Source organism: Pantoea sp. X-Soil-MYKO-1289 (assembly GCF_059730625.1).
In genome coordinates, this window is record NZ_AP036004.1 from 115887 (window position 1) to 141039 (window position 25153).

The window sequence follows — 25153 nt, forward strand, 5'->3', positions numbered from 1 at the left end:
ACCGCAAGGTCCGGGGGTTTTTTTTCGACCAGCGCAAATATCAGCGAATTACCGAGGAGCAAACAATGAGCAGTAGCATAAAATTCTGTTGTTCCCCTAAGGATACAGGAGAATAACCATGACAGGTGCACAGTGGGTAGTTCAGGCTTTACGCGCGCAGGGTGTCGACACCGTATTTGGCTATCCTGGCGGCGCCATCATGCCAGTGTACGATGCGCTCTACGATGGCGGCGTGGAACACCTACTGTGTCGTCATGAACAAGGCGCAGTGGTCGCGGCGATCGGCTATGCGCGCGCGACCGGAAAAACCGGCGTCTGCATTGCGACCTCGGGCCCTGGCGCGACGAACTTAATCACCGGCCTGGCTGACGCGATGATGGATTCGGTGCCGGTAGTGGCGATCACCGGTCAGGTTTCGTCGGCGTTTATCGGTACCGACGCCTTTCAGGAGATCGACGTGCTGGGCCTGTCGCTGGCCTGCACCAAACACAGCTTTCTGGTTGAGTCGCTGGAGGAGCTGCCGTCCGTCATGGCGGAAGCTTTCGCTATCGCCCAGTCAGGCCGTCCTGGCCCGGTGCTGGTCGATATCCCTAAAGATATTCAAATCGCCAGCGGCGAGCTGACCCCGCATCTGCTGCCGGTCGAAGAGACGTTCGCCCATTCACCGCAGCATATCGAAGCGGCGCGCGCGCTGATGGCGCAGTCGCACAAGCCGATGCTCTATATCGGCGGCGGCGTCGGTATGGCGCAGGCGGTGCCTGCGCTGCGCGCCATGGCGCAGGAGACCGGCATTCCCATGGTCGCCACGCTGAAAGGTCTCGGCAGCGCCGATAGCGAAAGCGAGGTTTATCTCGGCATGCTGGGCATGCACGGTACTAAAGCGGCGAACCTGGCGGTTCAGTCCTGCGATTTGCTGATTGCCGTCGGCGCGCGCTTCGACGATCGCGTTACCGGCAAGCTCGACACCTTCGCGCCGCACGCCAGCGTCATTCACATCGATATCGACCCGGCCGAGCTGAATAAACTGCGCCGCGCGCACGTTTCGCTGCAGGGCGATATGAATCAGATCCTGCCCGCGCTGAGCATGCCGATGCAGATCGCCGGCTGGCGCGAAGAGGTGAAGGCGATGAAGGCGGAATTCAGCTGGCGCTACGATCATCCCGGCGAAGCGATCTACGCGCCGCTGCTGCTGAAACAGCTCTCCGATCGCAAACCCGCCAACGCCGTCGTCACCACCGACGTCGGCCAGCACCAGATGTGGACTGCGCAGCATATGGACTTCAACGCGCCGGAGAATTTCATCACCTCCAGCGGCCTGGGCACCATGGGCTTCGGCCTGCCCGCCGCAGTCGGCGCGCAGGTTGCCCGTCCTGACGACACCGTGATCTGCGTATCAGGCGACGGCTCGATCATGATGAATATCCAGGAGCTGGGCACCATCAAACGTAAAAAACTGCCGGTGAAAATCCTGCTGCTCGATAACCAGCGCCTCGGCATGGTGCGCCAGTGGCAGCAGCTCTTTTTCGACGGCCGCTACAGCGAAACCATTCTGACCGACAACCCCGATTTTCTGACGCTGGCCAGCGCCTTTGATATCCCAGGCCAGCGTATTAGCCGTAAAGACGAGGTCGACGCCGCCCTTGATGCTCTGCTGAACAGTGAAGGTTCCTACTTCCTGCATGTTGCGATTGATGAGCATGAAAACGTCTGGCCACTGGTGCCGCCTGGCGCCAGCAACGCAAACATGATGGAGAAAACCGTATGAACCAGCACCAATTGTCTATCGAAGCTCGCTTTCGCCCTGAAATATTGGAGCGCATTTTACGCGTCGTCCGCCATCGCGGTTTCCAGGTCTGCGCCATGAACATGGGCGCGGCGGCCAACAGCGAGAACATTAATATCGAAATGACCGTTGCCAGCCAGCGCTCAGTCGATTTACTGTCTTCGCAGTTAAGCAAATTAATGGATGTCGCTAATGTCGAAATCCAGCAACAAACATCACAACAAATCCACGCCTGGTCGTGAAAGGAAATAAGAATGAGCACGAAGAAAGCAGACTTTATTTGGTTCAATGGCGAGATGGTTAAGTGGGAAGACGCCAAGGTCAGCGTCATGTCTCACGCACTGCATTACGGTACTTCTGTGTTTGAAGGCGTGCGCTGCTACGACTCGCACAAAGGCCCGGTGGTGTTCCGTCACCGTGAACACATGCAGCGTCTGCACGACTCAGCGAAAATTTATCGTTTCCCGTTGAAATACAGCGTAGAAGAGCTGATGGAAGCGACGCGTAAAGTGCTGCGCGACAACAACCTGAAAAGCGCCTACATCCGTCCGCTGGCGTTTGTCGGCGATGTCGGCCTGGGCGTGAACCCGCCGGACGGCTATACCACTGACGTCATCATCGCCGCCTTCCCGTGGGGCGCATACCTGGGCGCCGAAGCGCTGGAAAACGGCATCAACGCCATGGTTTCTTCCTGGAATCGCGTGGCGCCGAACACCCTGCCGACCGCGGCGAAAGCGGGCGGCAACTATCTCTCCTCGCTGCTGGTGGGCAGCGAAGCGCGCCGTCACGGCTATCAGGAAGGCATCGCGCTGGACACCAACGGCTATATCTCTGAAGGCGCAGGCGAAAACCTGTTCGAAGTAAAAGACGGCATTCTGTTTACCCCGCCGTTTACCTCTTCCGCGCTGCCGGGCATTACCCGAGACGCCATCATCAAGCTGGCGCAGGATATGGGCATTGAAGTACGCGAGCAGGTGCTGTCGCGCGAATCGCTCTACCTGGCTGACGAGATCTTCATGTCCGGCACCGCCGCAGAAATCACCCCGGTACGCAGCGTTGACGGCATTCAGGTCGGCGAGGGCAAACGCGGCCCGGTAACCGAAAAAATCCAGAAAGCTTTCTTCGGCCTGTTCACTGGCGAAACCGAAGACAAATACGGCTGGCTGGATCAGGTTAACCCATAACAAGAGAGTCACGCGGGCGCAGCTGTGCCCGCGTCATTTACAGACTGGAGTAAACAGAGCATGCCTAAGTACCGTTCCGCCACCACCACGCATGGCCGCAACATGGCGGGTGCCCGTGCCCTGTGGCGCGCCACAGGAATGACCGACGCCGATTTCGGCAAGCCGATTATCGCCGTGGTCAACTCATTCACCCAATTTGTGCCGGGCCACGTTCACCTGCGCGATCTCGGCAAGCTGGTCGCCGAGCAGATCGAAGCGGCGGGCGGCGTGGCGAAAGAGTTCAACACCATTGCGGTGGATGACGGTATCGCCATGGGCCATGGCGGCATGCTCTATTCGCTGCCGTCGCGCGAGCTGATCGCCGACTCGGTGGAATATATGGTCAACGCGCACTGCGCCGACGCCATGGTCTGCATCTCCAACTGCGACAAAATCACGCCGGGAATGCTGATGGCGTCGCTGCGCCTTAATATTCCGGTGATCTTCGTTTCCGGCGGTCCGATGGAAGCGGGGAAAACCAAGCTCTCCGATAAGATCATCAAGCTTGACCTGGTCGACGCGATGATTCAGGGCGCCAACCCGAACGTAAGCGATGCCGACAGCGAGCAGATCGAACGCTCCGCCTGTCCGACCTGCGGCTCCTGTTCCGGCATGTTCACCGCCAACTCGATGAACTGCCTGACCGAAGCGCTGGGGCTGTCGCAGCCGGGCAACGGCTCGCTGCTGGCCACCCATGCCGACCGCAAAGAGCTGTTTATCAACGCGGGCAAGCGCATCGTAAGCCTGACCAAACGCTATTACGAGCAGGATGACGAGAACATGCTGCCGCGCAACATCGCCACTAAGGCAGCCTTTGAAAACGCCATGACGCTCGATATCGCCATGGGCGGCTCGACCAACACCGTGCTGCACCTGCTGGCCGCCGCGCAAGAGGGCGAAATCGACTTCAATATTTCCGACATCGACCGCCTGTCGCGCAAGGTGCCTCAGCTCTGTAAAGTGGCGCCGAGCACCCCGAAATACCATATGGAAGACGTGCACCGCGCAGGCGGCGTCATCGGCATTCTCGGCGAGCTGGACCGCGCCGGACTGATCGATACCAGCGCCCGCAACATCCTGCAGCAGACGATGCGCGAGACGCTGGATCAGTACGACATCATGCTGACCAAAGACCAGGCGGTGAAGGATATGTTCCGCGCTGGGCCAGCGGGCATCCGCACCACCCAGGCCTTTTCGCAGGATTGCCGCTGGGAGACGCTGGACGACGATCGCGCCGAGGGATGTATTCGCACCCGTGAGCACGCCTATTCGCAGGATGGCGGTCTGGCGGTGCTCTACGGCAACCTTGCCGAAGATGGCTGTATCGTCAAAACGGCTGGCGTAGACAAAGAGATCCTGACCTTTAAAGGCCCGGCGAAAGTCTACGAAAGCCAGGATGACGCGGTTGAAGCGATCCTCGGCGGCAAAGTGGTGGCGGGCGACGTAGTCGTTATCCGCTACGAAGGGCCGAAAGGCGGACCGGGCATGCAGGAAATGCTCTATCCGACCACCTATCTGAAATCGATGGGCCTCGGCAAAAGCTGCGCGCTGATCACCGACGGACGCTTCTCCGGCGGCACCTCCGGCCTGTCAATCGGCCACGCCTCGCCGGAAGCGGCCAGCGGCGGCACCATCGCGCTGGTTAAAGATGGCGACATCATCGAGATCGATATCCCGAACCGCGGCATCAAGCTGGCGGTGCCGGACAACGAACTGCACGCGCGTCGCGAAGAGGAAGAAGCGCGCGGCGACGCGGCCTACACGCCGCACGGCCGCGTGCGTCAGGTTTCGTTCGCGCTGCGCGCCTACGCATCCCTCGCCACCAGCGCCGATAAAGGCGCGGTGCGCGACAAGAGTAAGCTGGGAGGCTAACCGATGGCTGAGGCTCAACCGCTACCTGCGTCGCCCTGCGGCGCAGAATATCTGCGCGCCGTGCTGCGCTCGCCCGTGTATGAAGTCGCACAGGTGACGCCGCTGCAAAAAATGGAAAAAATTTCATCGCGTCTCGGCAACACCATTCTGGTGAAGCGCGAGGATCGGCAGCCGGTGCACAGCTTCAAGCTGCGCGGCGCCTATGCGATGATCGCCGGACTAGACGAAGAGCAGAAAGCGCGCGGCGTGGTGACGGCGTCGGCCGGCAACCACGCGCAGGGCGTGGCGCTCTCCGCCAGCCGGCTCGGCATCAAATCGCTGATTGTGATGCCGGTAACCACGGCGGACATCAAGGTGGATGCGGTGCGCGCATTTGGCGGTGAGGCTTATCTCCACGGCGCTAACTTCGACGAGGCGAAAGCCAAAGCGATCGAGCTGGCGGAGCAGCAGGGCTACACCTTCGTGCCGCCGTTTGACCATCCGGCGGTGATCGCCGGCCAGGGCACGCTGGCGATGGAGCTGCTGCAGCAGGACGCGCATCTCGATCGCGTCTTCGTGCCGGTCGGCGGCGGCGGTCTGGCGGCGGGCGTGGCGGTGCTGATCAAACAGCTGATGCCGCAAATCAAGGTGATCGCGGTGGAGTCAGAAGACTCCGCCTGCCTGAAGGCGGCGCTCGAGGCGGGCGAGCCGGTGGATCTGCCGCGCGTCGGGCTGTTTGCCGAAGGGGTGGCGGTAAAGCGCATCGGCAGCGAAACCTTTCGCCTGTGCCAGGAGTATCTCGACGACATCATCACCGTCGACAGCGACGCCATCTGCGCGGCGATGAAAGATCTGTTTGAAGACGTGCGCGCGGTGGCGGAGCCGTCAGGCGCGCTGGCGCTGGCAGGCATGAAGAAATATATCCAGCAGCACGACATCAAAGGCGAGCGGCTGGCGCATATTCTTTCGGGCGCTAACGTCAACTTCCACGGCCTGCGCTACGTCTCCGAGCGCTGCGAACTGGGCGAGCAGCGTGAAGCGCTGCTGGCGGTGACCATTCCGGAACAGCAGGGCAGCTTCCTGAAGTTCTGCCAGACGCTGGGCGGCCGGTCAGTGACCGAATTCAACTATCGCTACGCCGATGCCGACAACGCCTGCATTTTCGTCGGCGTGCGCCTGACGCGCGGGCTGGAGGAGCGCGGCGAGATTATCAGCCAGCTTACGCAGGGCGGCTATCAGGTAGTGGATCTCTCCGACGACGAGATGGCGAAGCTGCACGTGCGCTATATGGTGGGCGGACGTCCGTCGAAGCCGCTGCGCGAACGCCTGTTCAGCTTCGAATTCCCCGAGGCGCCAGGCGCGCTGCTGAAATTTCTGCAAACGCTCGGCACCCACTGGAATATTTCGCTGTTCCACTATCGCAGCCACGGCACCGATTACGGCCGCGTGCTGGCGGCTTTTGAAATCGGCGACAATGAACCGCGCTTTGAGTCACATCTCACCGAGCTGGGTTATGACTTCCATGACGAAGCCAATAACCCGGCGTTCCGCTTCTTCCTCGCCGGTCAGTAACTACAGCAGGTGCCAGAAGGCGTGAATCAGCGGCTCCCCGAGCCGCTTTTTTTGTACGCAGACGCCCAGCTCCAGCGGCGCCACCGACTCCACGTTCTCTAGCGTCAGCACGCGATTGCGCACCGGCTCCGGGCTGTTCTCCAGCACCACGTCCGGCAACAGCGCGATGCCGCAGCCGAGCGCCACCATCGATACAATCGCTTCATGGCCAGACACCGTGGCGTAAATCTGCGGATTCGGGATGCGACGACGACGAAACCAGAGATCGATGCCGCGCCGCGCCGGGCCCTGATCGGGCAGGATAAACGGAATCTGCGCCCAGTCGGGCGACGGCTGCGTCGCCTGGCTGCGCACCGGACAGGGCAGCGCCGGCGCGATCAGCACCAGCGGGATCAGCCCCAGCGGCGTAAAGTCGATGCTGGCGGGCAGCGACTCGGGCCGCCCGGCGATAGCCAGATCCGCCTCGCCTGACTGCACCATCTCAATGGCGTCGGCGGCGTCGCCGGTGGTCAGCTTGATCTCTACCTGCGGATGCTCGGCGCGGAAGCGATCCAGAATCGGCGGCAGATGGCTATAGGCGGCGGTCACCGAGCAGAACAGGCGCAGCTCGCCGCTCAGGGACGGGCCGTTAAGATCCATGACGTGGCGAAGCTGCTGATACTGCAGCAGCGTCTGCTGCGCGAACTGGCGCAGGCGTTCGCCCGCCTCGGTCAGGACAACGGTGCGGTTATCGCGCAGAAACAGCGCGTGCCCCACATCCTCCTCGAGGCGCTGGATCTGGCGCGAGAGCGTTGACGGGCTGACATGCATGGCGCGCGCGGTGCGGCCGAAGTGGCAGCTTTCAGCCAGATGCAGAAACAGCTTCAGATCTCGTAAATCCATACTCCATGACCTCTTAAATAGTGTTGCAAATTTTGCAATGTGACCTTGCTAATATATCAATTTAAGCAACGGATTTCCTGTCATATGATGGGGTCATTCGCGGCGCTGCTTTCCACGCCGTTACAGGACAAAAACAAACACAACATCTGACCGGAGTGCCCATGGCTAACTACTTCAACACACTGAATCTGCGCAACCAGTTAGCGCAGTTAGGCAAATGTCGCTTTATGGCGCGCGATGAATTCGCCGATGGCGCCAGCTTCCTGAAAGGGAAAAAAGTGGTCATCGTGGGCTGTGGCGCGCAGGGCCTTAACCAGGGCCTGAACATGCGTGATTCCGGTCTGGACGTCTCCTATGCGCTGCGCGCCGAAGCGATCGCCGAGAAGCGCGCCTCCTGGCGCAAGGCTACCGAAAACGGCTTCAAAGTCGGCACCTATGAAGAGCTGATCCCGCAGGCCGATCTGGTGGTTAACCTGACGCCGGACAAACAGCACTCTGCGGTCGTGCAGGCGGTACAGCCGCTGATGAAAGACGGCGCGGCGCTGGGCTACTCGCACGGCTTTAATATCGTTGAAGTGGGCGAAACCATTCGTAAAGACATCACCGTGGTGATGGTGGCGCCGAAATGTCCGGGTACCGAAGTGCGCGAAGAGTACAAGCGCGGTTTCGGCGTGCCGACCCTGATCGCGGTGCATCCGGAAAACGATCCGAAAGGCGAAGGCATGGCGATCGCCAAAGCCTGGGCCGCGGCCACCGGCGGCGACCGCGCAGGCGTGCTGGAATCCTCTTTCGTCGCGGAAGTGAAATCCGACCTGATGGGCGAGCAGACCATTCTGTGCGGCATGCTGCAGGCCGGTTCGCTGCTCTGCTTCGACAAGCTGGTGGCGGAAGGCCACGACGCGGCCTACACCGAAAAACTGATCCAGTTCGGCTGGGAAACCATCACCGAATCGCTGAAGTTCGGCGGTATCACGCTGATGATGGACCGCCTCTCCAACCCGGCGAAACTGCGCGCTTACGCGCTGTCAGAGCAGCTGAAAGAGATCATGGCGCCGCTGTTCCAGAAGCATATGGACGATATCATCTCCGGCGAATTCTCATCCGGCATGATGGCTGACTGGGCCAACGACGATAAAAACCTGCTGACCTGGCGCGAAGAGACCGGCAAAACCGCGTTTGAAACCGCGCCGCAGTTCGACGGCAAAATCGACGAGCAGGAGTATTACGATAAAGGCGTGCTGATGGTGGCGATGGTGAAAGCGGGCGTTGAGCTGGCGTTCGAAACCATGGTCGACGCGGGTATTATCGAAGAGTCCGCCTACTATGAATCGCTGCACGAGCTGCCGCTGATCGCCAATACCATCGCGCGTAAGCGTCTGTATGAAATGAACGTGGTGATCTCCGATACCGCCGAGTACGGCAACTATCTCTTCTCCTTCGCCGCGGTGCCGCTGCTGAAAGAGTTTATGACCACGCTGCAGCCGGGCGACCTGGGCAAAGCGATCGAAGGCACGCAGGTGGATAACGCGCAGCTGCGCGACGTCAACGAAGCGATCCGCCAGCATCCGATCGAAGCGGTTGGCCGTAAACTGCGCGGTTATATGACCGATATGAAGCGTATCGCCGTCGCCAGCTAACGCAGCCAGGCGTCACTCTTTTCAGCACTGAAAAACCCCGGCTTGCCGGGGTTTTTTTAGATATAGAGATCGACCTGGCGACCCGAGGCTTTTTTCATATCGGGACTATTTTTGACATCAGACTGAGTTTGCTGTTGTTTCTGCTGAATGACGATATTTGCTTTTCGGTGCTCTAACTGACTTTTTTGTGTCTGTAGCTGTCGAATCTGAGATTCAATTTTTTGTAGTTCCTGTTTATCAACGCCGCTCTCCTGGCCAGATTTTTTCTGAATGCGAAGGGACAGCAGTTTGTCGATGCTCTGGCTCACGTAGTTGATCTGGGAAACTATCGCCCCTTTGGTCAAGTCGTAAGAGAAACTGATTGAGCTTATGCTGTTCATAGTTATAACCGGCTTTTTTCAACTATCCTGTTGATAATTATCGGTACATGCGAAAATTGCTAAAGTTTCTGGCGCAAATGAAAACCGAATAGCGTCACTGCAGGCATGTTAAATGCCACCGCCTTCAGCCGTTTTAGCCGTGAACCAGCAGGGAAAAATAGCCGATCGCGCTTCAGTGGGCCGCGAGGTTCACATCAGGCATTGACGCCCTTCATGCCTTCCTCGGTGTAGCGCGCGCCCTGCACCTGAACGCGCTGGTGAAGGCCGTTCAGCAGCGCCACATCCTCCGCCTCCAGCATCACCTGCGCCGCCTGTGCGTTTTCCACCAGGTAGCCGATCTGTTTCGTACCGGGGATCGGCACCAGCTTAGGGTACTGCGCCAGCAGCCAGGCGAGCGCTATCTGGCCTGGCGTAGCGCGGTACTTCTCCGCCAGCGGCCGTACCGCGTTCAGCAGCGCGGCGTTATGATCGAGGTTCTCCTGCTGAAAGCGCCCGTTGTTTTTGCGGAAGTCGCCTTCGGCGAAGTCGCTGTTGCGGAGATATTTGCCGGTCAGAAAACCGCGGCCCAGCGGCGAGTAGGCGACAAGCCCGATATCCAGCGCCTTAACCGCCGGCAGGATCGCCTCCTCGACATCGCGCGTCCACAGCGAATATTCCGTCTGCAGGGCGGCGACGGGATGGACGGCGTGCGCGCGGCGCAGGGTCGCGGCAGAGACTTCGCACAGCCCGATATGGTTTATCTTTCCCTCTTGCACCAGGCGGCTCAGGCACGCCATGCTCTCTTCAATCGGCGTCGCCTGGCTGACGCGATGGAGATAGAAGAGATCGATGCGTTCGACGCCAAGCCGCTTAAGGGAGTCGTGGCAGCAGCGGGTAATATAGTCCGGCTGGTTGTTGATGGTGCGGCTGTAAGCCGCGTCGGCCGCGCGCTCGATGCCGCATTTGGTCGCGACTTTCATGTTGCCGCGCGTGGCGCTATCCAGCCCGGCGAGGAACTGCCCGATAAGCGTTTCATTATGGCCGCGGCCGTACTGATCCGCCGTATCGATAAAGGTCTGCCTCAGCTCGACGAGTTGGTGTAAAACACGCAGCGACTGCGCATCATCCGTCGTGCCGTAGAATTCGCTGAGGCCCATCGCGCCATAGCCGATGGCGCTGACCTCCAGGGTTTTTGCTAAGTAACGGGTTTTCATTCTGCCTCCTGTTGTCCTGGGCTGATTCTTTCACCGGGCGGGGCAGCAGGGAATTGCCGTTTTTGTGATGCTGAAAAGGTATTAAGGCGCGCCGTCGCTCAGCTTCTCCAGCGCCTGCAGGAGCGCGGGACGCGCGTCGTCACAGCGCGTGGCGGCGTACACGTCGATATGCAGCTGCTGCGCCTGGTCGTCGCGCAGCGGCCGGTAGCACAATCCTTCCTGATTAAAGGCGCACTTTGACTGCGGCAGCAGGGCGAAGCCTTTGCCGCGGGCGATATGCGCCAGCATCGTCAGCGAGTCGTCGGGCTCGTTGACCTTTTTCAGCGGCGTTTTCAGCGTTGCGAAAACCTGTTCGCACTTATCAAAGAAGGCGGGATTGGCGCGCCTGGCGAACCAGAACAGCGGCAGGTCGCTGACCGCGTCGAGCGCGACCTGCTGCTGCCGGCTGGCGGGATGCGTGGCCGGCAGCGCAATCAGCAGCGGCTCGCGGCAGATCCAGCGATAGCGGACGTTCTCTTGCGCGCCGACGCCTTTCTCGCCGGTCAGCACCAGATCGAGCCTGTTCTGCGCCAGACACTGCAGCAGTCGGGCGGAGGTCAGATCGGGCGAGTCGATCTCGTCGCCGGTATCCAGCTGCGCCAGCCGCGCGGCGACAGGCGGTATGCGCGTAAAGTCCAGCGTGCGGGTCAGCCCGATGCGCAGAGGATGCGGGCGGGAAAGAGAATCGGCGCTAAGGGCGTCAAGTTCGGCGAGAATTTTCTCCGCCCTGGCGACCAGCGCGCGCCCCTCCTCGGTCAGGCTCACCCCGTGCGTGCTGCGGCTAAAAAGCTGCTGGTGGAGCAGCGCTTCCAGGCTCTGGATATGACGCGTCAGGGGAGGCTGAGTCATGTTGAGGCGCTCGGCGGCCTGGCGGAAATTGAGCGCGTAGGCGACGGCGAGAAAGCATTGAAGTTGTTTAACGCTGGGAAGGTTACTGCTAATCAGGTGCGCTGCCGTCGCCATAGTTCTTGTCCTGCATACCGAAACAGCGGGAACTATAGCATGACAAAAAACCCGGCCTTAGCCGGGTTTCCTGATTTCTCTTACACCGCTTCGTACAGCGTCTGATGACGCGTCTCTTTACAGGCGATGAGCGCAATCAGCGTCAGCGCCGCCATAGACGCCAGATAGTAGCCTACCGCCTGCAAACCGTAGTGGGCATTCAGCCAGGTGGCGATATAGGGCGCAACCGAGGCGCCGAGAATCGACGACAGGTTGTAGGAGAAAGAGGCGCCGGTATAGCGCACTTCGGTTGGGAAAAGCTCCGGCAGCAGCGCGCCCATCGGGCCGAAGGTCAGCCCCATCACGCTCAGGCCGAGCAGCAGGAAGGCCATTACCAGCGCCTGCGAGCCGGAACCCAGCATCGCCGGGAACAGGAAGGCGAAAGCGATAATCATCAGCGTAATGGTGATCATGGTCTTACGGCGACCAAAGCGATCCGCCAGCAGTCCGGCGATCGGCACCATCACGCCGAAGCCGATCACCGCCATCATCAGCATCCACAGGAAGCTGTTGCGCGAGAAGCCGAGACCCGCCGGCGCCGGCGCGGTGCCGTAGCTCATCGAGTAGACGGTCATAATGTAAAACAGCGTGTAGGTCGCCAGCATGATAAAGGTGCCGAGAATGGTCGCCGTCAGATGCTTGCTCAGCAGCGCGGCGATCGGCACGCGCACCTGTTTTTTCTCTTTCTGCACCTTCGCGAATACCGGGCTTTCATGCAGCGACACGCGCACGTAAAGGCCGATAATCACCAGCACCGCCGAGAGAATAAAGGGCACGCGCCAGCCCCACTGCATAAACTGCTCGTCGGTCAGCAGCCAGGAGAGCAGCAGAAAGGTGCCGTTGGCGAAGAAGAAGCCGATCGGCGCGCCGAGCTGCGGAAAAGAGCCGTAGAGCGCGCGCTTTTTGGCCGGCGCGTTTTCCGTCGCCAGCAGCGCCGCGCCGCCCCATTCGCCGCCGAGGCCGAGCCCCTGGCCAAAACGCGCCAGCGCCAGCAGCAGCGGCGCCGCGACGCCAATCGACTGGTAGCCCGGCAGCAGGCCGATAATCACGGTAGAGACGCCCATCGTCAGCAGCGAAGCCACCAGCGTCGCCTTACGGCCCACGCGGTCGCCGAAGTGGCCGAAAAGGGCGGAGCCAATCGGGCGCGCCACGAAGGCGATAGCGAAGGTCGCCAGCGACTGCAGCGTCGCCACGGTATTGTCGCCCTGCGGGAAGAAAATATGAGGAAAGACAATCACCGCCGCCGTGGCGTAGATATAGAAATCGAAGAATTCGATGGCGGTGCCGACCAGCGAGGCCACCACGACCTTGCCGCGCGAATTCACCGGCGTTTCGTCTTGTGACTTTTTCAGGGGTTCTGTGATGGAGGCTTGCATAACTGTTTCTTAATTGTAAATAGAGACCAGGAATATTACGCACCTGGCATGCCGCATTCAACGCTGATAAACCGCGCCAGAACGGGCTTTTTCGGCGAAAAAGTGAATAATTTGTGTCGCAATGGAATGCGTGGATTAAGGCAGGGAGAAGCCCGCCTTTTGCAGCGGGAATCTCTATAAAACCGGGAAATAAAAGTGACCCTTCAGCTATTCATCCTGCTGGATGATTAAAAAATAGCCGAAGGGGGAAATTTTTCGCTGCCGTTAACGTTTTTTTACACCTGATGACGCGAGGCGCGGCGCGAATCGGGCATCTGCGGATCGTCTTTATACTTCGCGGTGGCGATCCAGGCGGCGCAGAACAGCGTCAAACGGGCGAAGAAGTAGAAGAACGCCATCAGGCCGAGCACTGAGCCGAAGGCCGCGCCGGAGGGCGAGGTGGCCAGCTTCGGCAGCGTCAGCGTCATCACGAACTTAATGATCTCAAAGCCGATAGCCGCCAGCAGCGTGCCGCGAAACAGCGCTTTTTTGCGCGGCTTATGGCGCGGCAGGATCCAGAAAATCCACAGGAACAGCAGATAGTTGGCCATAATCGAAATCGCCAGCGCTATGGCGGTCATCGCCGGGCGCAGCCACTCGATATCCGCCAGCCCCAGCGCGTTGACGATCGCCGCCTGCGCCGCGCCGGCGATAGAGGTCAGCGACAGCGTGATCACCAGCGCCAGCATCAGGCCGATCAGCGAAATCAGATCGCGCAGATACTTCTTCCAGAACTTCTCCTGATCGTCCGGCTTGCGTTCCCAGACGTCGCGCGACTGGGCGCGCACCGCTTCGCGCAGGTTGCCCATCCAGTTGATGCCGGAGTAGAGCGCCAGCAGCAAACCGGTGATGCCCACCGTGGCGCGCTGCTGGATGGCGGTATTCACCGTATTCTTCAGCGTGGTGGCGAGCGTAGGATCGCTGATGCTGTTGACGATCTTATTGATCAGCTCCGACAGCAGATCCTGATTTGACGCCAGCACGAACCCCACGGCGGCGAAAGAGACCATCAGGATCGGAATCAGCGACAAAAACGAAAAGTAGGTAATCGCCGCGCCGAACTGGCTGCCCAGACGATCGTTAAAGCGCTCCAGCGCGCGAATAAAGTGCGCTACCGCCGGAATCGCCTGAAACCAGGCGGCAAAGCGCGATACGCGACGAATCGAGCCATCGACGGTTTTATTGCCGGTCTGAATATCGATCAGCGGCTTAGGTTGCTCGGAAGTGGTCGGGTTTTCCTGTTTGTCCGTCATAGACAGTTATCATCCTGCTTTACTTGAAAAGGCAATTATAGCCGCTCAGGTGACATACTCCTGTAACACCTGACTCAGCCACTCCATAAACACGCGCACGCGCCGCGCCACATTGCGCCGATGAGGGTAGAGCAGAGAGATCGGCATCGGCTTCGCCGGGAAGGCGTGCAGCACTTCCACCAGCTGGCCGGACTCCAGCAGCGGATAGATGCCCATTGCCGGCACCTGAATAATGCCCAGTCCCGCCAGGCAGGCGGCGCGATAGGTTTCCGTGCTGTTGACCGTGACGACGCCGCCGGTCTGCACGTAGTGGCACTGCTTGCCGTCAAAATACTCAAAGCCGGGCGAAGGCTGACCGAGCTGCTGCGTGTAGTGCACCATGGCGTGCGACGACAGCTCCTCCAGCCGCGTCGGCATGCCGAAGCGGGAAAGGTAGCCGGGGCTGGCGCAGTTGATCAAGGTATAGGTGCCGATTTTTCGCGCAATCAGGCCGGAATCCTTAAGCTCGCCGACGCGGATAACGCAGTCGAAGCCTTCGCGGATCACGTCCACCATGCGGTCGCTGCTGCTAAGCTCGATCTCCACGCCGGGATAGTGCTGCAAAAACTCCGGCAGACGCGGCAGGATAAAGCCGGTCGCCATCGCCACCGACATATCGACGCGCAGTTTACCGCTCAGCGTGGCGGGATCGTGCTGAAACAGGCTGTCCATATCGTCGATCATCGACAGCAGATCCAGACAGCGATCGTAGTAGACCAGCCCATCCTGGGTAAGCTGCACGCGGCGCGTGGTGCGATGCAGCAGCCGCGTTCCCATCTGATTTTCCAGCGCCTGCAGCTGGCGCGACACGCTGCCTTTCGGCAGGCCTAAGCTCTCTGCCGCGCGGGTAAAACTGCCCATTTCCGCCACCCGCACAAATACCTGCATTGCGTGAATTTTGTCCATGTTGTTCACCGATTGTTGTTGTAAGTGAAACAGTGCTGCGTATTCCCAGGCATTTATAGATCAATTATTGGGGAATATCCTGATTTGGTGTTCAATTTTGCAACAGGATCGAAACATGAGTAATAAAATTGCAGTGATCACGGGCGCCAACCGCGGTTTAGGCAAAAATGCGGCGTTAAAACTGGCCGCAAAGGGCGTTGATATCCTTTTTACTTACCGCAGCCATGACGAAGAGGCGCAGGCGGTGGTAACAGCGGTTGAAGCGCTGGGCGGCCGCGCAGCCGCGCTGCGGCTGGATGTCGGCGACAGCAGCCAGTTCAGCGGCTTTGTCGCGCAGGTCAAACAGACGCTGGAAACAACATGGCAGCGCGAGCGCTTTGATTATTTAATCAACAACGCCGGACATGGTCACTATAAGCCATTTAGCGAGACCACAGAGGAAGAGTTCGACGCGCTGGTTAACGTTCACTTCAAAGGCCCCTATTTTCTGACGCAGAAACTGCTGCCGCTGATTAATGACGGCGGCCGCATTTTGAATATCTCCAGCGGCCTGACGCGCATGACCTATCCCGGCTCCGCCACTTACGCCTCGGTCAAAGGCGCGATGGAGGTGCTGACGCGGTATCAGGCGAAAGAGCTGGGGGAGCGCCGCATTCGCGTTAATATCCTGGCGCCAGGCGCCATCGAGACCGACTTCGGCGGCGGGCGCGTGCGCGACAACAAAGAGATCAACGACACCATCGCGGCGCTTACCGCGCTGGGGCGCGTCGGGCAGCCGGACGATATCGGCGACGCCATCTGCGCTATCCTCAGCGAGGAAACCGGCTGGATCACGGCGCAGCGCATCGAGGCGTCAGGCGGCCAGGCGCTATAAACCGCAGGCAGGCACTTCAGGCGTGAAATGCCTGCCTGCGCCGGGCGAGCAGAGACGCCCTGGACGTTGCGACAGGTTCATGTCACTTGCCCGGCAGCGTTATGGCTACAGCCTGATGGTGCCGTCAATGACCGTGACGGTTTTGCCGCCGATCCAGATTTGCTCGCCCTGATAGCGCACCGATACGCGCCCCTGGCGCTGGATCGCCGTGCCCTGACGGGTGCGGTAATCCCGCATCTGGCCCTGCGCGGCAAAGTAGCGCGCCAGGCAGGCGTTGGCGCTGCCGGTAATGGGATCTTCCGTCAGGCTGCCATTTTCCACCAGCAGGCCGCGCACTTCATACTGCTCGCTTTCGCCGTGCGGCAGCGGGCCGAACGGCATCACGCCGGCAGCGCCCGCGTGGGCGATCAGGCGCTGCAGATCGCTGACGGCGGGCTGAATCGCCAGCACCGCTTCGGCGCTTATCATCGGGATCAGCAGCCAGCGGATGCCCATATCGACCACGGCGGGCGTTTGCGTCGTGTCGAACAGCTCGCAGCCGAGCGCATTGCCCATCAGCGCGTCGGTGAACGGCGTGATGGCCGCATCCGGTGCGGCAAACGCCAGCGAACCCTCGGCGTCGATGCTGATCGTCACGTTGCCGACGCCGCACTCCTGCACCATCCTGCCGGGATTTTTCGTCGGCCAGCCCGCTTCCAGCAGCGCATGCGCCGTGCCCAGCGTCGGATGCCCGGCAAACGGCAGCTCCCCTTCGACGGTAAAGATGCGCACGCGATAGTCCGCTTCGGGATGCTGCGGCGGCAGCACGAAAGTGGTTTCAGATAAATTCGTCCAGCGGGCGATGGTCTGGAGCTGCTCGTCACTCAGGCCCTGCGCATCCATAATCACCGCCAGCGGATTGCCGTTAAACGCGGACGAGGTAAAGACATCTACTTGCTTAAACGCGACGTTCATGATTACTCCTTTCTCAACAGGGCATTTCCACGCCCGACATTTGCGTTTATGGCCTGACAGGGTTATCAATATGTTAACAATTCCTGCAGGAGATCGTTATGCTGAAAATTCTTGGGCGCGACTCGTCAATCAACGTGCGTAAAGTGCTCTGGCTCTGCGACGAACTGGATCTCGACTTCGAACGCGAAGAGTGGGGCGCCGAGCCAGACTCGCTGCGCAAGCCGGAATTTCTCGCCCTTAACCCTAACGCCTTAATTCCGGTATTAATCGACGACGACTTCGTGCTGTGGGAGTCGAACGCCATCCTGCGCTATCTGGCCAACGCCTACGAAGGCGACTGGCTCTATCCGCAAAACCCGCGCGCCCGCGCGCCGGTCGATCAGTGGATGGACTGGCAGTCCACCGAACTCAACACCTCCTGGCGCTACGCTTTTATGTCGCTGGTGCGCAACTCGCCGGCGCATCAGGATCCGCGTCTGCTGGCGGCGGCCTGCAAAGGCTGGGCGCACACCATGGGCATCCTCAACCAGCAGCTGGAAAAAACCGGACGCTATGTCGCGGGCCGCAACTTCACCCTGGCGGACATCGGCGTCGGGCTGGCGGTTAACCGCTGGTATGAAACCCCGCTGGATCATCCCAGCCTGCCTGCGGTGCGTAACTACTACGAACGCCTGACCGAGCGTCATCCCTACACGGTCTGGGGCCGCAACGGCAAACCCTGATCGAGCCCGGGCGTCAGGCCCGCCAGCTCGCAGGCGATGGCGCCGGTGCGCTTCAGCGCCCAGCTGTAGCGCTCGTCGAAGGGGTAGCAGCAGGAGAGACGCAGCGCGTGATTGTAGCGTTCGCTCAGCGAATAGAGCGCGCCCGGCGTCACGCAGATCTGCTCTTGCAGCAGCCGATGGAACATCGCCACCGTATCCACCTGTTCCGGCAGTTCGACCCAAAAAACAAACCCGCCGCGCGGCAGCGTGGCGCGCGTCCCCTGCGGAAAATAGCGGGCGATCAGGCCGCGCGCCTCATCCATATTGGCGGCGTAGCGGCGGCGCAGCGTGCGCAGGTGGTGATCGTAGCCGCCGTTGGCGAGGAATTCCGCCAGCGTCTCCGACAGCAGCCGGGATTCCGTCATAGAGGAGACCGCCTTCAGGCGCGCAATCGTCTCATGGAAGCGACCGGCGGCGATCCAGCCGATGCGAAAGTCCGGCGCTACCGTCTTGGTAAAGCTGGTGCAGTAAATCACCCAGCCTTCTGAATCAAACGACTTAACGGTGGGCGAGAGCGGCCAGTCGAACTGCAGCTCGTCATAGAGACCGTCTTCCAGCAGCGGAACGTTGTAAGTGTTCACCAACTTTGCCAGGCGCTGCTTGTTCTGGCGCGACATGCAGCAGCCCAGCGGATTCTGCGCGCTCGGCATGGCGATCAGCGCCTGAATGCGCTTCTCCTGCAGCAGCATCTCCAGCGCGTCGAGCGAAAGGCCCTGCTGCGGGTCGGTCGGGATCTCCAGCGCCTTCAGCCCCAGCGACGCCAGCAGCGGAAAGAGAAAAAAGTAGGTCGGCGACTCCAGCCCGACGCAGTCTCCTGGCTGCGTCACCGCGCGCAGCGCCAGCTGCAGCGCCTCCATACAGCCGTGGGTCAGGGTGATCGCGTCGCTGGTCAGCGACATGCCCGCATGCAGCGCGCGGCGCGCAATCTCCTCCCGTAAGCGCTCACTACCAGGCGGAAGCGCATAGCGGCCAATTAAATCGGGATTGCGTCGCAGTAGCGAGGCGGTAATGCGCGCCAGGCGCGCCGACGGATAAAGCTCGCCGTCCTGCGGGCAGGCCAGCGAAATATTGACGTAATCGGGATGGTTCTGCGCCGCGAACACCTGATCGATGAGATCGAGCTTTTCGCTGCTCGGGTCTTTGATGCGGGCGCGATGCGGAACAGGCTGCGTCAGGGCGGGCAGCATGCTGCGCACATAGTAGCCTGACTGCGGACGCGCCTCGATAAGGCCGCGATCCTCCAGCAGCTGCCAGGCGTTCAGCACGGTATTGATGCTGACCTGATGGGTCTGCGCCACGCGGCGAATAGCAGGCAGGCGCTTGCCGGGCTTCAGCGTGCCCTGATGAATCGCCTCGGCAAAGCTCTCTGCAAGCTGGTAATAGAGCGGCTGATCGGCTGAAGGAGAAAGGGACACAAAAGCCTCCGCGAGTCATGGGTACAAAAGTTAAAATTGCAAACTGTAACCATGACAATAGTGATTTTGTGTCTCTGTTACCAATTCTTTTCGCGTCTTAGCATAGCGTTATGTTTATTTAACGAGAACGCCGCCATGCTCGATCCCTCTTTCTTCAGCTATGTCACCGTGATGTCTATTACTCCCGGCCCCAATAACCTGCTGCTGGCGACCTCCGGCGTCAATTTCGGCCTGCGGCGCACGCTGCCGATGATCTCCGGCATACTGCTGGGTTGTCTGCTGCAAAACGCGCTGGCGGTGCTGGCGCTGGAGTGGCTGCTGAGCTGGATGAGCGCCGTCCGGCTGCCGCTGACGCTGGCGGGCTGCGCCTATCTGCTCTGGCTGTCGTGGAAGCTGTGGCGGGCAGGCGCGCCGACCCAGCGGGAAAAGGCGCAGCCGATGAGCGTCGTCGGCGCCGTCGGTTTTCAGGCGGTCAATCCCAAAGCCTGGCTGATGGCGACCAACGTGGCGCTGCTGTGGAGCGCGCAGAGCGGGCTGCTGCCGGTGATGCTCGGCTTTGCGCTGGTTAACCTGCCCTGCATTTTAATCTGGGCGGCGCTGGGCGATCGGCTGGGCCTGCATCTGCAAACGCCGTGGAAGCGTCGTCTCTTCAACGGCGTTATGGCGCTGTCGCTGGTCGCCACGACGTTATGGATGCTGGCGGACGCCCTGCGCTAATCGGGCGCGCCGGCGCCGGTTTCCGACGGCCATTTCCAGCCGCGCACTTCCGGCACGTCCTCGCCATATTCACGCACGTAGCGATGGTGCTCGGCGATGCGCTCCTGCAAATCGTCCAGCAGTTCCGGATGGCGATCCGCCAGCCCTGGCACGCGCAGGATCGCCTCCTGCGCCAGATGATAGCGGTCCAGCTCGTTCAGCACCGTCATATCGAACGGCGTGGTGGTGGTGCCCTCTTCGTTAAAGCCGCGAACGTGGAAATTACGATGGTTGTTGCGCTGATAGGCGAGACGATGCACCAGCGCCGGATAGCCGTGGAAGGCGAAGATCACCGGCTTGTCGAGCGTGAACAGCGCGTCAAACTCCTCCTCGCTTTTGCCGTGCGGATGTTGCTCCTGCGTTTGCAACGCCATCAGGTCGACCACGTTTACCACGCGGATCCGCAGGTCGGGCAGATAGCCGCGCAGCAGATCCACCGCCGCCAGCGTCTCCAGCGTCGGCACGTCGCCGGCGCACGCCATCACCACGTCCGGCTCTTCGCCCTGCGGCGTGGTACCCGCCCAGCGCCATTCGCCCATGCCCGCCTCGCAGTGCGCGATGGCGCTCTCCATATCCAGCCACTGCGCTGAAGGCTGCTTGCCCGCCACAATGACGTTGATGCGGTCCCAGGTGCGCAGGCAGTGATCGCCGACCCACAGCAGCGTATTGGCGTCCGGCGGCAGATAGATGCGCACGATATCCGCTTTTTTATTGGCGACGTGATCCATAAAGCCGGGGTCCTGATGGCTGTAGCCGTTGTGATCCTGACGCCAGACGTGTGAAGAGAGCAGATAGTTCAGCGAAGAGACCGGCTTGCGCCAGCCGAGCTTGCGCGTCACCTTCAGCCACTTGGCGTGCTGGTTGAACATCGAATCGACAATATGGATAAAGGCTTCGTAGCAGTTGAACAGACCGTGACGGCCGGTCAGCAGATAACCTTCGAGCCAGCCCTGGCACTGATGCTCGCTGAGGATCTTCATCACGCGGCCGTCGCGCGCCAGCTGTTCGTCGTAGGGCTTCACCGGCTCCAGCCAGGTGCGGCTGGTGACGTCGAATACCGGCGTCAGGCGGTTCGAGGCGGTCTCATCAGGGCCGAACAGGCGGAAGTTGTGCTGGTTGCGCGCGAAGATCTCCGCCAGATAGCGGCCGAACTGTTCGGTGGCCTGCGCCAGCTGCGAGCCGGGTTCTTTGACGTCAAAGGCGAATTCGCGGATATCAGGAGTATTTAGCTCGCGGCGCAGCAGACCGCCGTTGGCGTAGGGCGACGCGCCCATGCGTTTATCGCCCTGCGGCGCCAGCGCGCGCAGCTCCGGCTTCAGTCGACCCTGTTCGTCGAACAGCTCCTCTGGCTGATAGCTGCGCAGCCACTGCTCCAGAATCTGGCGATGTCCCGCATCTTCGCGGCAGGCGGCTACCGGCACCTGATGGGCGCGCCAGAAATCCTCTACCTTTTTGCCGTCGACCTCCTGCGGGCCAGTCCAGCCTTTGGGGCTGCGCATAATAATCATCGGCCAGCGCGGAACGCCTTCCTGTTCACCGCCTGCGCGCGCCGCCTGCTGGTAAGCGGCGATTTGATCAAAGGCGTGCTCCAGCGTGTCCGCCATCTGCTGATGCATCTTCTCCGGCTCGTGCCCGCTGACGAACAGCGGCTCATAGCCGTAGCCGCGGAACAGCTGCTGCAGGTCGTCGTCGCTGGCGCGCCCCAGGATCGTAGGGTTAGCGATCTTGTAGCCGTTGAGATGCAGAATCGGCAACACGGCGCCGTCGCGCTGGGGATTGAGAAACTTGATGCCGTGCCAGCTTGACGCCAGCGGGCCGGTTTCCGCCTCGCCGTCGCCGATGACGCAGGGCACGATGAGATCCGGATTATCGAAGGCGGCGCCAAAGGCGTGCGACAGCGAATAGCCGAGTTCGCCGCCTTCGTTAATCGATCCCGGCGTTTCCGGCGCGGCATGGCTTGGAATACCGCCAGGAAACGAAAACTGTTTGAACAGGCGCTGCATGCCTTCGGCGTCCTGGCTGACGTGCGGGTAAATTTCGCTGTAGCTTCCCTCCAGCCAGGTATTGGCCACCATGCCGGGCCCGCCGTGGCCGGGGCCGCAGATATAGATCATATTCAGGTCGCGCTGGCGGATAATGCGGTTGAGATGCGCGTAGATAAAGTTGAGGCCGGGCGTGGTGCCCCAGTGTCCCAGCAGGCGCGGCTTGATATGTTCCGGCTGAAGCGGCTCGCGCAGCAGCGGGTTCGCCATCAGGTAAATCTGCCCGACGGAAAGGTAGTTGGCGGCGCGCCAGTAGCGATCCAGCAGGCGTAACTCACTGGCAGCGGTCGATTGTGACATCGGGCATTCTCCTGGTTAGCGAAAGGTGACGGGAAAAAAGCGTTTCATTAACCCTAATAGAGAATGCGCGACTCGACCAGGCGACAGGCTGGCAGGAATACCCTGTTCGCCTTTTTGCGCGCGGTTTACACCCACGCTCAGGTATCGCGGCTAAAAACAAAAAAGCCCCGCATAAGCGGGGCTTTTATCAGCAAAACCGGATTACTTGCCGACAACGTGCGCCGTTTCGCGCGCTTCGTCGTTCGCGGCGTTCGGCGTCACCGGCGGCGCGTAGGCGAGTTTTAGCACGCGGCTGGTATCCGCCAGCACTTTTTCCGTCAGCGTTACGTCGCCGTTAAGCTTGCGGCCCCAGGAGGGCACCACGGCGCGAATGCGGTTCTGCCATTCGGTCGACGCCATCTGCTCCGGCCAGGCTTTCGCCATCAGCTCCAGCATAATTGGCGCGGCGGTCGATGCGCCGGGCGAGGCGCCGAGCAGGGCGGAAATCGAGCCATCTTCCGAAGTGACCACTTCGGTGCCGAGCCGCAGCACGCCGCCCTCTTTGGCATCCTTCTTGATGATCTGCACGCGCTGGCCGGCGGTCACCAGACGCCAGTCGTCGGGATGCGCCTCCGGCACATAGGTGCGCAGCGCTTCCATGCGATCGGCGTCGCTCTGCAGCACCTGATCAACCAGATATTTCACCAGATCGAAATTTTTCAGCCCGACATTCATCATCGGCAGCAGGTTGCCGCTGTTCATCGAACCGAACATATCGAGCAGCGAACCCTGCTTAAGAAACTTGGTCGAGAAGGTGGCGAACGGGCCAAACAGCAGCACTCTTTTGCCGTCCAGCACGCGGGTGTCGACGTGCGGCACCGACATCGGCGGCGCGCCGACGGAGGCTTTGCCGTAGACCTTCGCCATATGCTGGCGCACCACGTCCGGGTTCTCGGTCACCAGGAAAGAGCCGCCCACCGGGAAACCGGCGTAGCCGCTCACTTCTGGAATGCCGCTCTTCTGCAGCAGAGGCAGCGCTGCGCCGCCCGCGCCGATAAAGACGTTTTTCGCCGTTAACATGCGGCTCTCGCCCGTGGCCAGCGAATGCAGCGTCACCTGCCAGCGCCCGTCGCTCAGGCGCTTCAGATCGCGCACTTCCTGGCGCAGACGCAGGCGGAAACCGGGATGCTTCTCCAGCGAGGCGATCAGCTGACGCGTCACTTCGCCGAAATTGACGTCAGTGCCCATCTCCGTCCAGGTCGCCGCGACTTTCTGACGGCGATCGCGTCCTTTCATCACCAGCGGGATCCACTCGGCAATCTGCTGCGGATCTTCGGAGTAGGCCATGCCGCGGAACAGCGTGCTTTTCTGCAGCGCCTGATAGCGCTTGCGCAGGAAAGCCACATTCTCTTCGCCCCAGACAAAACTCATGTGCGGCGTGCTGTTGATAAAGCGTTCAGGCGAGTGCAGACGTCCCTTCTGAACCTGCCAGGCCATGAACTGACGCGAAATCTGGAAGGATTCGTTGATTGCCAGCGCCTTGCTGATGTCGATGCTGCCATCCGCTTTTTGCGGCGTATAGTTCAGCTCCGCCAGCGCGGCATGGCCGGTCCCGGCGTTATTCCAGCCGTTAGAGGACTCTTCCGCCACGCTCTCAAGACGCTCGACCATTTCAATGGTCCAGTCCGGCTCCAGATCCTGTAGCCAGGCGCCCAGCGTCGCGCTCATGACGCCTGCGCCGATCAGCAGCACATCAACATCTTTACGCTCGGACATTTGCGGTTTTTCCATGCCAACGGCGCTCGTTGCGAGCGTAAGGTTTACAGCTGTTTTGCTCATGAGGCGACATCTCCTCTCTCTGTTGACCTGATGCTCAACAGGTTCGCAGGCGAAATAGCCGCGCTTCTTGGGAGCGCGTTGCGCTATTTCTCAAAGGTTAAGACACAGGTTCGTTTAAGCGGGATGCAGGTTAACTGCACGTTATGCTTTGTCTGTTGAATATAACATTCTCGCCTCTGAATTAAACATTTGTTTATTTTTTAAATGCAGAAATGATTCAGCATAAGAATTAATCATCTCAGGCTGGCGGGCATAAGGGATTTTTTACCGAAAACTCAGCGGGTTAACCGAATATGATGTTGCGTAAATGCACAAAAGCAGTGCATGGCATGGAGAGGGGCAGAAATCGCCTTATTTTATAAGAGTATGATTTTAAAGAATTATTCAAAAACAGGTCGATAAAGAATTTTTCACGACGCAGGGCTTTCCAGCCGATTCTGTAAAAGTAATGTTACATTTTTGTGATTCCTGTCGGCCCGCGCTGGGGCGATAGCCGCAGCGGCGGGCACAGGCTCACGAGCGAAACCAGCGGCGATAGATAAAACGGATCGCATAGAACTCCACCGCGCCCAGCAGTAGGAACCAGACGCAGAAGATCAGAGTGTAAAGCTGGTTGATATCCTGCAGGTGCAGTCGCTGGGTCAGGCTTCTGGCCATCGTCAGACCAAAATTGGGCGCCGGCAGCAGCAGCGCAGAGAGAAAGCCAAGCAGCAAGATGCCGCCGGGGATAATCAGGGATTCAAAAGGGTTTTTCATCAGCAGGTTCCGCATTAATCAGCGCCGCCATTTTCCGGCAATCTCCGCCAGTGTTCAATCCCCGCGGCGGCGGCGCGCCTGAACGGCGCGCTAAGCCTTGAGAAAAGGCTTAAGTACCATTAACTTAGCGGCAAAACATAGCGAACGATAAAAGTTATAGCCTTTGCTATACTTAAACCCATGATTTTCTTGTCTTTTTATCAGGCATGATGCGTGGTAGACTGCGCGCACTTTTACCAGACTGAACCTTTATTGCGGTAAAAAGCGGGCGTCTGAACGCTTTTTACCCTGACACTAGCCAT

The 25153-nt window shown here is 60.1% G+C and carries 21 protein-coding genes; 9 read left to right on the plus strand and 12 right to left on the minus strand.

The features are described 5' to 3' along the window. The first annotated feature begins 118 nt into the window (after positions 1-118). Genes ilvG through ilvA form a run of 5 tightly spaced genes read left to right on the plus strand, consistent with a single transcriptional unit; the run spans position 119 to position 6429 of the window. Positions 119-1765, plus strand: coding sequence for an acetolactate synthase 2 catalytic subunit (ilvG, locus tag AC6I7Z_RS00535; protein ID WP_497812782.1), 1647 nt, complete (start codon positions 119-121; stop codon positions 1763-1765). Then, complete coding sequence (ilvM, locus tag AC6I7Z_RS00540; protein ID WP_033753506.1) at positions 1762-2025, plus strand: acetolactate synthase 2 small subunit; 264 nt, start codon at positions 1762-1764, stop codon at positions 2023-2025. Before ilvG ends, ilvM begins: the two co-directional genes overlap by 4 nt. 12 nt (positions 2026-2037) lie before the next feature. After that, the gene (locus AC6I7Z_RS00545) at positions 2038-2967 is read left to right on the plus strand and encodes a branched-chain amino acid transaminase (RefSeq protein ID WP_033753504.1); all 930 of its coding nucleotides are present in this window, start codon (positions 2038-2040) and stop codon (positions 2965-2967) included. Positions 2968-3027: 60 nt separating this feature from the next. Beyond that, positions 3028-4878: a dihydroxy-acid dehydratase gene (gene ilvD / locus AC6I7Z_RS00550; protein WP_497812783.1), complete on the plus strand. Its 1851-nt coding sequence runs from the start codon at positions 3028-3030 to the stop codon at positions 4876-4878. Positions 4879-4881: 3 nt separating this feature from the next. Beyond that, positions 4882-6429, plus strand: coding sequence for a threonine ammonia-lyase, biosynthetic (ilvA, locus tag AC6I7Z_RS00555; RefSeq protein WP_497812784.1), 1548 nt, complete (start codon positions 4882-4884; stop codon positions 6427-6429). On the opposite strand, the gene ilvY is transcribed toward ilvA, so the two are convergent. Then, on the minus strand, positions 6430-7311 hold the full coding sequence (ilvY, locus tag AC6I7Z_RS00560; RefSeq protein WP_497812785.1) for an HTH-type transcriptional activator IlvY: 882 nt from the start codon (positions 7309-7311) through the stop codon (positions 6430-6432). It abuts the gene before it with no gap. A gap of 161 nt (positions 7312-7472) precedes the next feature. Between ilvY and ilvC the strand changes: the two genes are divergently transcribed. Beyond that, positions 7473-8948: a ketol-acid reductoisomerase gene (gene ilvC, locus AC6I7Z_RS00565; RefSeq protein ID WP_497812786.1), complete on the plus strand. Its 1476-nt coding sequence runs from the start codon at positions 7473-7475 to the stop codon at positions 8946-8948. A 56-nt stretch (positions 8949-9004) separates the two neighbouring features. On the opposite strand, the gene AC6I7Z_RS00570 is transcribed toward ilvC, so the two are convergent. The 6 genes from AC6I7Z_RS00570 to AC6I7Z_RS00595 all read right to left on the minus strand — a co-directional run bounded on the left by AC6I7Z_RS00570 (position 9005) and on the right by AC6I7Z_RS00595 (position 15175). Then, positions 9005-9328 carry a hypothetical protein gene (locus AC6I7Z_RS00570; protein ID WP_497812787.1) on the minus strand — a complete coding sequence of 108 codons (324 nt, stop codon included), beginning with the start codon at positions 9326-9328 and terminating at the stop codon, positions 9005-9007. 194 nt (positions 9329-9522) lie between these two features. Then, the gene (locus tag AC6I7Z_RS00575; RefSeq protein WP_497812788.1) at positions 9523-10521 is read right to left on the minus strand and encodes an aldo/keto reductase; all 999 of its coding nucleotides are present in this window, start codon (positions 10519-10521) and stop codon (positions 9523-9525) included. An 81-nt stretch (positions 10522-10602) separates the two neighbouring features. Beyond that, positions 10603-11523: a LysR family transcriptional regulator gene (locus AC6I7Z_RS00580; protein ID WP_497812789.1), complete on the minus strand. Its 921-nt coding sequence runs from the start codon at positions 11521-11523 to the stop codon at positions 10603-10605. An 80-nt stretch (positions 11524-11603) separates the two neighbouring features. Beyond that, a complete protein-coding gene (locus AC6I7Z_RS00585; protein WP_434124697.1) occupies positions 11604-12938 on the minus strand; it encodes an MFS transporter in 1335 nt (444 codons plus the stop codon). A 275-nt stretch (positions 12939-13213) separates the two neighbouring features. Next, a complete protein-coding gene (gene yhjD / locus AC6I7Z_RS00590; RefSeq protein ID WP_497812790.1) occupies positions 13214-14230 on the minus strand; it encodes an inner membrane protein YhjD in 1017 nt (338 codons plus the stop codon). Positions 14231-14275: 45 nt separating this feature from the next. Next, positions 14276-15175, minus strand: coding sequence for a LysR family transcriptional regulator (locus AC6I7Z_RS00595; RefSeq protein WP_033753486.1), 900 nt, complete (start codon positions 15173-15175; stop codon positions 14276-14278). 115 nt (positions 15176-15290) lie between these two features. Between AC6I7Z_RS00595 and AC6I7Z_RS00600 the strand changes: the two genes are divergently transcribed. Beyond that, on the plus strand, positions 15291-16049 hold the full coding sequence (locus AC6I7Z_RS00600) for an SDR family NAD(P)-dependent oxidoreductase (RefSeq protein WP_497812791.1): 759 nt from the start codon (positions 15291-15293) through the stop codon (positions 16047-16049). Between the two features lie 105 nt (positions 16050-16154). Here AC6I7Z_RS00600 and AC6I7Z_RS00605 read toward each other — a convergent pair whose 3' ends face one another. Next, positions 16155-17003, minus strand: a complete 849-nt coding sequence (locus AC6I7Z_RS00605) for a PhzF family phenazine biosynthesis protein (RefSeq protein ID WP_497812792.1) — start codon at positions 17001-17003, stop codon at positions 16155-16157. A 98-nt stretch (positions 17004-17101) separates the two neighbouring features. On the opposite strand from AC6I7Z_RS00605, the gene AC6I7Z_RS00610 reads away from it, so the two are divergent. Next, entirely contained in the window at positions 17102-17725 is a 624-nt protein-coding gene (locus AC6I7Z_RS00610; RefSeq protein WP_033753474.1) for a glutathione S-transferase family protein, read from the plus strand. On the opposite strand, the gene AC6I7Z_RS00615 is transcribed toward AC6I7Z_RS00610, so the two are convergent. Further along, positions 17692-19179 carry an aminotransferase-like domain-containing protein gene (locus tag AC6I7Z_RS00615; protein WP_497812793.1) on the minus strand — a complete coding sequence of 496 codons (1488 nt, stop codon included), beginning with the start codon at positions 19177-19179 and terminating at the stop codon, positions 17692-17694. The genes AC6I7Z_RS00610 and AC6I7Z_RS00615 overlap by 34 nt on opposite strands. 135 nt (positions 19180-19314) lie before the next feature. Between AC6I7Z_RS00615 and AC6I7Z_RS00620 the strand changes: the two genes are divergently transcribed. Continuing rightward, positions 19315-19896 (plus strand): LysE family translocator, encoded by a 582-nt coding sequence (locus AC6I7Z_RS00620; RefSeq protein ID WP_497812794.1) that lies wholly within the window; start codon positions 19315-19317, stop codon positions 19894-19896. Here AC6I7Z_RS00620 and AC6I7Z_RS00625 read toward each other — a convergent pair. The 3 genes from AC6I7Z_RS00625 to AC6I7Z_RS00635 form a co-directional block, all read right to left on the minus strand. Then, a complete protein-coding gene (locus tag AC6I7Z_RS00625; RefSeq protein ID WP_497812795.1) occupies positions 19893-22277 on the minus strand; it encodes a phosphoketolase family protein in 2385 nt (794 codons plus the stop codon). The genes AC6I7Z_RS00620 and AC6I7Z_RS00625 overlap by 4 nt on opposite strands. Positions 22278-22478: 201 nt before the next feature. Further along, positions 22479-24095 (minus strand): malate dehydrogenase (quinone), encoded by a 1617-nt coding sequence (mqo, locus tag AC6I7Z_RS00630; protein ID WP_497812796.1) that lies wholly within the window; start codon positions 24093-24095, stop codon positions 22479-22481. 513 nt (positions 24096-24608) lie between these two features. After that, complete coding sequence (locus AC6I7Z_RS00635; protein ID WP_497812797.1) at positions 24609-24851, minus strand: DUF1158 domain-containing protein; 243 nt, start codon at positions 24849-24851, stop codon at positions 24609-24611. Between the last annotated feature and the right edge of the window lie 302 nt (positions 24852-25153).

Coding starts and splice junctions, on each gene's coding strand:
- AC6I7Z_RS00625 (WP_497812795.1), bottom strand. CDS start 22,277: ATGTCACAATCGACCGCTGCCAGTGAGTTACGCCTGCTGGATCGCTAC.
- ilvM (WP_033753506.1), top strand. CDS start 1,762: ATGAACCAGCACCAATTGTCTATCGAAGCTCGCTTTCGCCCTGAAATA.
- AC6I7Z_RS00575 (WP_497812788.1), bottom strand. CDS start 10,521: ATGAAAACCCGTTACTTAGCAAAAACCCTGGAGGTCAGCGCCATCGGC.
- AC6I7Z_RS00595 (WP_033753486.1), bottom strand. CDS start 15,175: ATGGACAAAATTCACGCAATGCAGGTATTTGTGCGGGTGGCGGAAATG.
- yhjD (WP_497812790.1), bottom strand. CDS start 14,230: ATGACGGACAAACAGGAAAACCCGACCACTTCCGAGCAACCTAAGCCG.
- AC6I7Z_RS00610 (WP_033753474.1), top strand. CDS start 17,102: ATGCTGAAAATTCTTGGGCGCGACTCGTCAATCAACGTGCGTAAAGTG.
- AC6I7Z_RS00635 (WP_497812797.1), bottom strand. CDS start 24,851: ATGAAAAACCCTTTTGAATCCCTGATTATCCCCGGCGGCATCTTGCTG.
- AC6I7Z_RS00580 (WP_497812789.1), bottom strand. CDS start 11,523: ATGGCGACGGCAGCGCACCTGATTAGCAGTAACCTTCCCAGCGTTAAA.
- ilvD (WP_497812783.1), top strand. CDS start 3,028: ATGCCTAAGTACCGTTCCGCCACCACCACGCATGGCCGCAACATGGCG.
- AC6I7Z_RS00545 (WP_033753504.1), top strand. CDS start 2,038: ATGAGCACGAAGAAAGCAGACTTTATTTGGTTCAATGGCGAGATGGTT.
- ilvC (WP_497812786.1), top strand. CDS start 7,473: ATGGCTAACTACTTCAACACACTGAATCTGCGCAACCAGTTAGCGCAG.
- ilvG (WP_497812782.1), top strand. CDS start 119: ATGACAGGTGCACAGTGGGTAGTTCAGGCTTTACGCGCGCAGGGTGTC.
- AC6I7Z_RS00570 (WP_497812787.1), bottom strand. CDS start 9,328: ATGAACAGCATAAGCTCAATCAGTTTCTCTTACGACTTGACCAAAGGG.
- ilvY (WP_497812785.1), bottom strand. CDS start 7,311: ATGGATTTACGAGATCTGAAGCTGTTTCTGCATCTGGCTGAAAGCTGC.
- AC6I7Z_RS00620 (WP_497812794.1), top strand. CDS start 19,315: ATGCTCGATCCCTCTTTCTTCAGCTATGTCACCGTGATGTCTATTACT.
- mqo (WP_497812796.1), bottom strand. CDS start 24,095: ATGAGCAAAACAGCTGTAAACCTTACGCTCGCAACGAGCGCCGTTGGC.
- AC6I7Z_RS00605 (WP_497812792.1), bottom strand. CDS start 17,003: ATGAACGTCGCGTTTAAGCAAGTAGATGTCTTTACCTCGTCCGCGTTT.
- AC6I7Z_RS00585 (WP_434124697.1), bottom strand. CDS start 12,938: ATGCAAGCCTCCATCACAGAACCCCTGAAAAAGTCACAAGACGAAACG.
- ilvA (WP_497812784.1), top strand. CDS start 4,882: ATGGCTGAGGCTCAACCGCTACCTGCGTCGCCCTGCGGCGCAGAATAT.
- AC6I7Z_RS00600 (WP_497812791.1), top strand. CDS start 15,291: ATGAGTAATAAAATTGCAGTGATCACGGGCGCCAACCGCGGTTTAGGC.